The organism is Nonomuraea sp. NPDC050394 (assembly GCF_044459065.1).
Classification (GTDB): Bacteria; Actinomycetota; Actinomycetes; order Streptosporangiales; family Streptosporangiaceae; genus Nonomuraea.
The window spans coordinates 58350-64473 of the sequence record NZ_JBITIO010000029.1 but is presented as its reverse complement, the minus strand read 5'-3'; the positions used below and the strand labels follow the sequence as shown (position 1 = coordinate 64473).

General features: G+C 70.0%; 9 protein-coding genes and 2 pseudogenes. 8 read left to right on the top strand and 3 right to left on the bottom strand.

Features of this window, described 5'->3' with window-relative positions; translation table 11 throughout:
* Positions 1-91 precede the first annotated feature (91 nt).
* Positions 92-379 (bottom strand): hypothetical protein, encoded by a 288-nt coding sequence (locus tag ACIBKY_RS53385; RefSeq protein ID WP_397110099.1) that lies wholly within the window; start codon positions 377-379, stop codon positions 92-94.
* Between the two features lie 181 nt (positions 380-560).
* On the opposite strand from ACIBKY_RS53385, the gene ACIBKY_RS53380 reads away from it, so the two are divergent.
* The 8 genes and pseudogenes from ACIBKY_RS53380 to ACIBKY_RS53345 form a co-directional block, all read left to right on the top strand.
* Positions 561-1154, top strand: a complete 594-nt coding sequence (locus ACIBKY_RS53380) for a helix-turn-helix domain-containing protein (protein WP_397110097.1) — start codon at positions 561-563, stop codon at positions 1152-1154.
* The gene (locus ACIBKY_RS53375) at positions 1154-1603 is read left to right on the top strand and encodes a hypothetical protein (protein WP_397110095.1); all 450 of its coding nucleotides are present in this window, start codon (positions 1154-1156) and stop codon (positions 1601-1603) included. The genes ACIBKY_RS53380 and ACIBKY_RS53375 overlap by 1 nt, the downstream gene beginning before the upstream one ends.
* Positions 1604-1666: 63 nt before the next feature.
* The gene (locus ACIBKY_RS53370) at positions 1667-1849 is read left to right on the top strand and encodes a hypothetical protein (protein WP_397110093.1); all 183 of its coding nucleotides are present in this window, start codon (positions 1667-1669) and stop codon (positions 1847-1849) included.
* A gap of 28 nt (positions 1850-1877) precedes the next feature.
* Positions 1878-3341, top strand: coding sequence for an APC family permease (locus ACIBKY_RS53365; protein WP_397110091.1), 1464 nt, complete (start codon positions 1878-1880; stop codon positions 3339-3341).
* Positions 3342-3351: 10 nt separating this feature from the next.
* Complete coding sequence (locus ACIBKY_RS53360) at positions 3352-3789, top strand: hypothetical protein (RefSeq protein ID WP_397110089.1); 438 nt, start codon at positions 3352-3354, stop codon at positions 3787-3789.
* Positions 3790-3793: 4 nt separating this feature from the next.
* Positions 3794-3943 carry a hypothetical protein gene (locus ACIBKY_RS53355; protein ID WP_397110087.1) on the top strand — a complete coding sequence of 50 codons (150 nt, stop codon included), beginning with the start codon at positions 3794-3796 and terminating at the stop codon, positions 3941-3943.
* Positions 3904-3990 (top strand): annotated as a pseudogene (locus ACIBKY_RS53350) (hypothetical protein); the annotation flags it as partial. The gene ACIBKY_RS53355 and the pseudogene ACIBKY_RS53350, both read left to right, overlap by 40 nt.
* Before the next feature lie 61 nt (positions 3991-4051).
* Positions 4052-4816, top strand: a pseudogene (locus ACIBKY_RS53345) (M20/M25/M40 family metallo-hydrolase); the annotation flags it as partial.
* Here the strand turns inward: ACIBKY_RS53345 and ACIBKY_RS53340 are convergent.
* Both ACIBKY_RS53340 and ACIBKY_RS53335 read right to left on the bottom strand, forming a co-directional pair.
* Positions 4813-5574 carry a sulfite exporter TauE/SafE family protein gene (locus ACIBKY_RS53340; RefSeq protein ID WP_397110085.1) on the bottom strand — a complete coding sequence of 254 codons (762 nt, stop codon included), beginning with the start codon at positions 5572-5574 and terminating at the stop codon, positions 4813-4815. The pseudogene ACIBKY_RS53345 and the gene ACIBKY_RS53340 sit on opposite strands and share 4 nt — an antisense overlap.
* Before the next feature lie 9 nt (positions 5575-5583).
* On the bottom strand, positions 5584-6117 hold the full coding sequence (locus ACIBKY_RS53335; RefSeq protein ID WP_397110083.1) for a hypothetical protein: 534 nt from the start codon (positions 6115-6117) through the stop codon (positions 5584-5586).
* Between the last annotated feature and the right edge of the window lie 7 nt (positions 6118-6124).

Sequence of the window (6124 nt, the reverse complement as noted above, 5' to 3'; positions counted from 1 at the left end):
ACTCAACGCCGCCATCTGGCACAACTGGAACACCGGCGCTCCGGTAAAGCGATCCCTAACCTCCTACGATCACTGATTTCACATCAACGATCTAGTGGCGGGTGTCGGCGGCGTGGGCCTTCAGCGTTGCCGCCTGGGCGGTGAGGGTGTCGGCGAGTTCCTTGCCCTGGGCCAGCGCCTCGGTGCGGATCTGCTCGGCCATCGCGCGGGTCTCGGCCTTGCTCGGCCTGGTGGCGGCCTGGCTCTTGGTCTGCGCGGCGGTCGCCTTTGCGGCGGCCTGGTCGATGGCGTCGTGGGCGGTGGTCATCGCGTGCTCCGCGCGGAACCGGGCCTGCTCGATGCGGGTGGCGGCGAGGTCGGAGTGCGTGGTGTTCGACATGTGATGTCCCCTTGTGGAAGCGGTGTTCGTTGCTTGTGTTCAGAGAATGTCCGGGGTCGCTGACAGCGGGCTGACAGCTCGCGGACGAGCGCTCACAGGGGTTGGCAGCCCATCGCCTCGAAGGCGCGGGCGCGTGTTTGAGCTCCTGACACTACGCATAGATGGGTGATAACTTTCATCTATGCGTAGTGAGTCGCCTCCGTTGCTGCCGATCTTCCGGTCGCGGCATCAGGCGGACCTGCTCACCCTGCTCTACCTTCACCCCGACCGCGAGTTCACCGTCACCGAGCTCGCCGAGAAGGCCGGGGTTCCGCTGACCACGATGCAGCGGGAAGTGGGGCGTCTGCTGGAGGCCGGACTCCTGCGCGGGCGCAAGGTTGGGCGCGCGCATCTGATCCGGGCCATGGTGCCGGGCCGGTATGCCCGGCCGCTCACCGAGCTCCTGACGCTGGCGTTCGGGCCGCACCTTCTCGTCGAACGCGAGTTCTCCGGGCTTTCCGGGGTGGACGCGGTGGCCATCTTCGGGTCCTGGGCGAGCCGGTATCTCGGTGAGCCGGGTCCGCCGCCGAACGACATCGATGTCCTGGTCGTGGGCGGGCCTTCCCGGGCTGACGTGTATGAGGCGGCCGAGCGGGTGGAGAGCGGGCTGGGCATCGCGGTCAATCCGGTTCTCATGACGCGTGAGCGTTGGGCGAAGGCCGCTGATCCGCTTGCCGACCAGGTTCGGGCTTCGCCGCTGGTCTGGGTTCGGGAGCCGGCGGGGGAGGAGGAGTGATGCGCTGGAGCCAAGGGGAGGCGGTGGTGGAGCGGCTTCTCGCGGAGGGGCGGCTTCAGAAGGTCACGGGTTCCGCCGCGGACGGCACCGAATGGGTGGAACGCGCCCGGCGCACCCTGCGAACGGCCCACGGGATCGCCGGCGACCCCGGCAGCGCCTTCATCCTCTCCTATGACGCGGCCCGGCACGCTTGCACGGCCGTGCTGGCGCACCAGGGCCTCCGGCCCACCACCGCGGGCGGGCACTACGTGGTGGAGGAAGTGCTGCGGGCCCAGTTCGGCCATGCCTTCAGGGACTTCGGCGCGCTGCGGCGCCGCCGCAACGAGATCGAATATCCGGTACGGCCCGGCGACGACGTGGAACAGGACGAGACCGAGGCGGCGACCGCCACGGCACAAAGGCTGATCGACGCGGCGGGCAAGCTCCTGCCCAGCCTGTCTCTGTTCTGACGCGACGCCGGGAGGAGAGATGAAAGCGCGATCGGGGCCGCGGTCGAGTTGCGGTATCTGGACGTGCCGCTCGATGAGCTGTGGCGGCGCCTGAAGGTTCGCAATGGCATGGGCACGCCGGACACCGTCGTGATCACCAGGACCATGATCGGGCAGTGGGCCGGGCGGTTCGAGGCACCCGATCAGGCCGAGCAAGATCTGTTCGACGCGCCGCCGGGTCCCCAGGCGTTTCATTACTCATTGTGATGGCTATGTCACGGTGGGGGGTAGTCGAATGAGCTCTGTCGATGTTCCGGGGGATTCGGGGGCTGTGCCGAAGGCGGCGGTCGCGGCCAAGCCCGCCACCGCGTGGATCTCGTGGGTCGCGCTGGCGTTCATGATCACGAGCTCGGTCGCCAGCCTGCGCTCCGCGCCCAGCATGGCCGTGTACGGACTGGCGGCGATCTTTCTCTACGTGGTTCCGGCGATCGTGTTCCTGCTGCCCACGGCCCTGGTCTCGGCCGAGCTCGCCTCCGGCTGGACCGGCGGGGTCTACAACTGGGTCAGCCAAGGACTGTCGAAGCCCCTGGGGTTCCTGGCCGTGTGGTGCCAGTTCGCGATGACGATCTTCTACTACCCGACCCTGCTCGCCTTCGTGGCCAGCACCTTCGCGTACGTCATCAACCCCGAACTGGCCGGTAGCGGGCTCTACACGGCGATCGTGATCGTGGTCGTCTACTGGGCGGGCGTCTGGGTCTCCAGCCAGGGGACGAAGACCGTGGCCGGGTTGTCCAGCGCGGGGCTGGTGATCGGCACGCTCATCCCCGGGACGGTGCTGATCCTGCTCGGGATGGTCTTCCTCGGCCAGGGCAACCCTTCGGCCGCGCCCATGGACGCGGCGCACATCCTGCCGCCGTGGGCGGGGATCGCCAGCCTGGTGCTGATCGTCAACAACTTCCTGTCGTACTCGGGCATGGAGATGAACGCGGTCCACGTCTCCAGCCTCAAGAACCCGGCCAGGGACTTTCCGCGCTCGATGTTCCTCGCGGTCGGGCTGGTGCTGGTGATCTTCATTCTGCCCGCGCTGGCGATCAGCTGGGTGGTCCCGGCCGACAGCACCAGCCTCACGGCCGGGGTGATGCAGGCGTTCGACACCATGTTCGCGCACTTCAGCGTGCAGTGGCTGACGCCGGTCTTCGGATTGATGATCATCGCGGCGTCGCTGGGCGGCATGCTCACCTGGCTGGCCGGGCCGTCCAAGGGCGTGCTGATGATCAGCCGCGAGGAGGGCTGGCTGCCGCCGTCGCTGCAGAAGCTCAACAAGCACGGCATCCAGCAGAACATCCTTGTCGCGCAGGGCGTCATCACGACGGTCATCGCGTTGCTGTACGCGTTCATCCCGGACGTCTCCAGCGCCTACTGGATCCTGTCGGTGATCACCACGCAGATCTACCTGATCGTCTATCTGCTCATGTTCGTGGCGGCGGTACGGCTGCGCAAAACCCGGCCCGACCACCCGCGCGGCTTCCGCGCCCCGGCGCTGGGCCTGCTCTGCGTGGTCGGCTTCCTGGCCTCGGCCGCCGCGATGATCATCGGCTTCGTGCCGCCGTCGCAGTTCGGCTCCGGGAACCCGCTGGTCTACGTCCTGATCGTCGGCGGCGGGCTGATCCTGGTCGGGCTGGCGGTGCCGTACCTGCTCATCAAGCTCAGCAGGCCCTCCTGGCGTGACCCCGGGCGGGCCGCCGCAGAGGGCGAGTGAGGGGAACGTCATGGGGGCACACGCGCGCGTCACCGACGGGGAGCGGCGCAGCCGGTGGATCACCTACACCGCGACCGGCCTGCTCGTGGTGGTGGTGCTGATCATCATGGCCATCATGTGGGGCACCCGCACGGCCAACGCCACGGCCACCGCGCAGAGCAAGGCCAAGCAGCTCAACGAGGAGCTTGTCGCGGCAGGGCTGAGCCCGGTCGATCCCGACGTCCTGACCAAGGCGCTCGGGACCAAGGGCGGTCAGTTGTGCGCCGACCCCGCCGGTACGGTCGCCAAGGTCGCCGCGCTCACCAACGGCGCGGCCGGGCCGGGGCAGCGGCCGATCATCGCCGGGCAGCGCCTGGTCGAGGGGGCGGGGCTGGCGGTGAAGGTGTACTGCCCGGACAAGCAGCAACAGTTCGCCCAGGCGCTGGCCGGGCTCCACCTCGAAGGGTGATCCGATGGAGTTGCGTGAGCGCGTCGCCGCGCCGATGCCCCGGGCGAAGAAGGATCTGGCCGAGCTGGTGGCGTTCCGGTCGGTGGCCGACGCGCGGCAGTTCCCGCCCGAGGAGTGCGAGAAGGCCGCCCAGTGGGCCCGGTCTGGGAGCTGACCGAGCGCGACGGCCGCTGGTACGGCAGGGGCGCCGCCGACTGCAAGGGCAACATCCTCATGCACCTGACCGCGCTGCGCGCCCTCGGCGACGACGTGCCGGCCCGCGCTCACCGTCAGCCTGCGCGGCCTGGCCAACGTGGTCGTCTCGGTCAAGGCGCTCAGCAGCGAGATGCACTCCGGCATGTTCGGCGGCGCCGCCCCGGACGCGCTGGCCGCGCTCATCCGCATGCTCTCGTCCCTGCGTGACGGCCGGGGCAACACGACCGTCGACGGCCTGGACAACACGCAGACGTGGGGCGGCGCCCCGTACCCCGCCGGGCGGTTCGCCGCCGACGCGCACGTCCTGAACGGCGAGACACCGCTCGGCGACGGGACCGTCTCGGACATGCTGTGGGCGCGGCCCGCGCTGACCGTGCTCGGCATCGACTGCCCGCCGGTCGTCGGCTCGGCCTCGGCCATCCAGCCGCACGCCAGGGCCCGGCTCAACCTGCGGGTGCCGCCCGGCACGGACGCGGTGCGGGCCCAGGACGCGCTGATCGCGCACCTGGAGGCGGCCGCTCCGTGGGGTGTGCACGTGACGGTGGAGCGGGAGGCTTCCGGCCAGCCGTTCCTGGCCGAGACCGGCGGGCCCGCCTACAGCGCGCTGCGCGGCGCGATGAAGGACGCCTACGGGGTCGAGTCCGTCAGCCTCGGCCAGGGCGGATCCATCCCGCTGTGCAACGTCTTCCGTGACACCTACCCGGACGCGGAGATCATCCTCATGGGCGTGGAAGAGCCGCTCACGCTCATGCACGCGCCCAACGAGAGCGTGGACCCGGACGAGATCGCCCGCATGGCCCTCGCCGAGGCCCTCTTCCTGCGGAGGTACTAGGCGCGTGCCAGCAACTGGATCAGTGCGACGGTGCCGACGGCCACGACCAGGGTCCGCAGCACCGCGGGGCTGAGCCGGCGGCCCAGCGCCGATCCTGCCCGGCCGCCGATCGCGGAACCCGCCGCCAGCAGCCCCACGGCGGTCCAGTCGAAGTCGGCGGCGATGAGGAAGAAGAGCGCGGCCACGGTGTTGACCACGGCGACCAGGACGTTCCTGAGGGCGTTGAGCCGCTGTATGTCCTCGTCGAGGAGCATGCCCATCAGGGACATGTAGATGATCCCCTGGGCGGCGGCGAAGTAGCCGCCGTACACGCTGGCCAGCGTCAGTCCCGTCAGCAGCACCGGGCCGCCGTCGGGGTCGGCGCTTCGCCCGCGGCGGCGCCGTACCGTCTTGGCGATCCAGGGCTGCAGGACGATCAGCACGAGCGCGAGGCCCACCAGAACGGGCACGATCGCCTCGAACGCGGCGGCCGGCAACACCAGCAGCAGCGCCGCCCCGGTGACCCCGCCCGCCAGCGCGCCCACGCTCATCCGCAGGATGCGCCGCCGCTGCCCGCGCAACTCCGCTCGGTAGCCGATGGCGCCGCCGATCGAGCCGGGGATCAGGCCGAGCGCGTTGGAGACCGTGGCGGTGACCGGGGGCAGGCCGGTGGCCAGCAGGACGGGGAACGTGATCAGTGTCCCGGAGCCGACGACGGTGTTGATGGCCCCTGCCCCCGCACCGGCACTGAACACGGCCAGCATTTCCCCAAATGTCACACAAGCAGCTTAGGAACCAGACACTTCACCCGCGGTCGAACGATGGAGGCAGACGCAGTTGCGGTCGTTCTGGGGTGGGTCGATGACGTGGGCGGACAGCGGGGCGAGAAGCCTTTCCATGGCGCGGGCGGCGGCCACCGCGGACTCGGAGACCGCGTAGATGTCGGTGGCGTCGTGGACGCTGATGGTGAGGGTGGTGGCCGTCGCCCACACGTGGGCCGGGTGGCCGGCCAAGGTGACCCAGCCGGGCTGGTCCAGGCCGGGGTGGCCGGGGATCGGGCTGGGGAAGCGGGCGTACTCCTGGACGGTGTAGCCCTGGCCGGGCACGGCCTGCGGGGTGCCGGGCGGGATGTGCTTGACCGGAAGGCCGAGCGTGGTCAGGACCCCGGCCGGGTCGTCGGTGCGCAGGGCGGCCAGCAGGCGGTCGCCGTCGTTGGAGTGGCCGCCGTAGGCGCGGCAGAAGTGGAAGTACGCCAGGCTGTTCGCCCACCCGTGCAACTGCTCGGGAGTGTGGGTCTCGTAGAGGTACTCGTCCCAGGTCATGATGGTA